Source organism: Burkholderia sp. A2, assembly GCF_001729305.1.
Classification (GTDB): domain Bacteria; phylum Pseudomonadota; class Gammaproteobacteria; order Burkholderiales; family Burkholderiaceae; genus Burkholderia; species Burkholderia sola.
This window is the reverse complement of the sequence record NZ_LZXX01000020.1, coordinates 1-1,326: the sequence shown is the minus strand read 5'-3', so window position 1 is coordinate 1,326 and position 1,326 is coordinate 1. Positions and strand designations below refer to the sequence as shown.

Below are 1,326 nucleotides of genomic sequence, written 5' to 3'. Positions count from 1 at the left end.
GGCTGGCAATGGCTGTTCGTTATCGAAGGGTTGCCGGCGTGCGTGCTCGGCCTGCTGACCCTGTGGTTTCTGCGTGACCGACCCGAGCAGGCGGAATGGCTGACGCGCGAAGAATCCGCAGCGCTCGCCGATGTCCTGGCGCGCGAATCGGCGGCGTTGCCGAAACGGCATTTCGGCGCCGTGCTCCGCGACGTGCGCGTCTGGATCATGGTCGGCATTCTGTTCTGCTACTGGATCGGCATCAACGGGATCGCGATCTGGCTGCCGCTGATGCTCAAGGGGCACGGACTGTCGGCGTTTGCGGTCGGGCTGCTGTCGGGCGTGCCGTATCTCGTCGCGGCGGTCGTCATGATCGCGTGGGCGCGGCTGATGGAGCGTCACGGGCGGCACCTGCTGCATCTCGCGCTCGCATGCGTGGTATCGGCGGCGGGCTTGATATTCGCGGTCGCGTTTGCGTCGCTGCTGCCCGCGCTCGTCGGCATGGTGTTCGCGGTGATCGGGCTGAGCGCGGCCCGGCCGGCGTTCTACAGCCTGCCGTCACGGTATCTGACAGGCGTCGCGGCCGCGGGCGGCATGGCGTTCATCAATTCGATGGGCAGCCTCGGCGGCTACGTCGGCCCGTGGATGGTCGGCGCGCTGAAGGACGCGACGCATTCGTATGCGCCGGGCATGCTCGCGATGTCGGTGTCGCTCGCGTTGGCCGCGTTGTTGACGTGGGGCCTGGCGATTTATACACGGTATGCCGCGCCGGTGGAAGACATCGGTGACTGAGGGTTGGAGTACAAGCATGTACGACCGACGACGTGGTTCACACGAGCGATATTCGACGTGTAACCATGAGGAATGGCGCCGACGATAATGTCGCGACGTTCGCTAAACATGCCCACGTGGGACACCCAACACGTGAACATCGACCTTGGCGTGCCCGCCTGCAGGCGGGCGTCTGAGCGATTTCATACGCTGCCGTATTCGGCACTCTGCCCTGGATGCCGAATACAGCTGACTAGCGCGTGGAAAGTACTGCATCCAGCTCCGTCAGCAGTCGGTCGGCGTCGTTTGCTCCAAACACCAGCGGCGGCCGGATCTTCAGCACGCTCGCGTCCGGTCCGGTTGCCGAAATCAGTACGCGACGCTGGCGCAAGCCATTGACGATCTTGAGCGCGGTCGCGATGTCTGTGTCCTTCTTCGCGCGGTCGCGTACGATTTCGACGCCGAAATACAGGCCGGTGCCGCGCACGTCGCCAATGCATTCGTATTTTCTTGCCAGCACGTTCAATCCCTCCAGCATGATCGCGCCGACCCGTTGCACGTTGTCCAGCACGTGTT

2 protein-coding genes are annotated in these 1,326 nt (G+C 64.0%); one reads left to right on the top strand and one right to left on the bottom strand.

Going from position 1 to position 1,326, the window contains the following annotated elements; all coding sequences use genetic code 11:
- Positions 1–771, top strand: a 771-nt coding sequence (locus tag A9Z05_RS01720; RefSeq protein ID WP_141723328.1) for an MFS transporter, incomplete at its 5' end; no start/stop codon positions are given.
- A 232-nt stretch (positions 772–1,003) separates the two neighbouring features.
- Here the strand turns inward: A9Z05_RS01720 and A9Z05_RS01715 are convergent.
- Positions 1,004–1,326, bottom strand: a 323-nt coding sequence (locus tag A9Z05_RS01715; RefSeq protein WP_141723327.1) for an aminotransferase class III-fold pyridoxal phosphate-dependent enzyme, incomplete at its 5' end; no start/stop codon positions are given.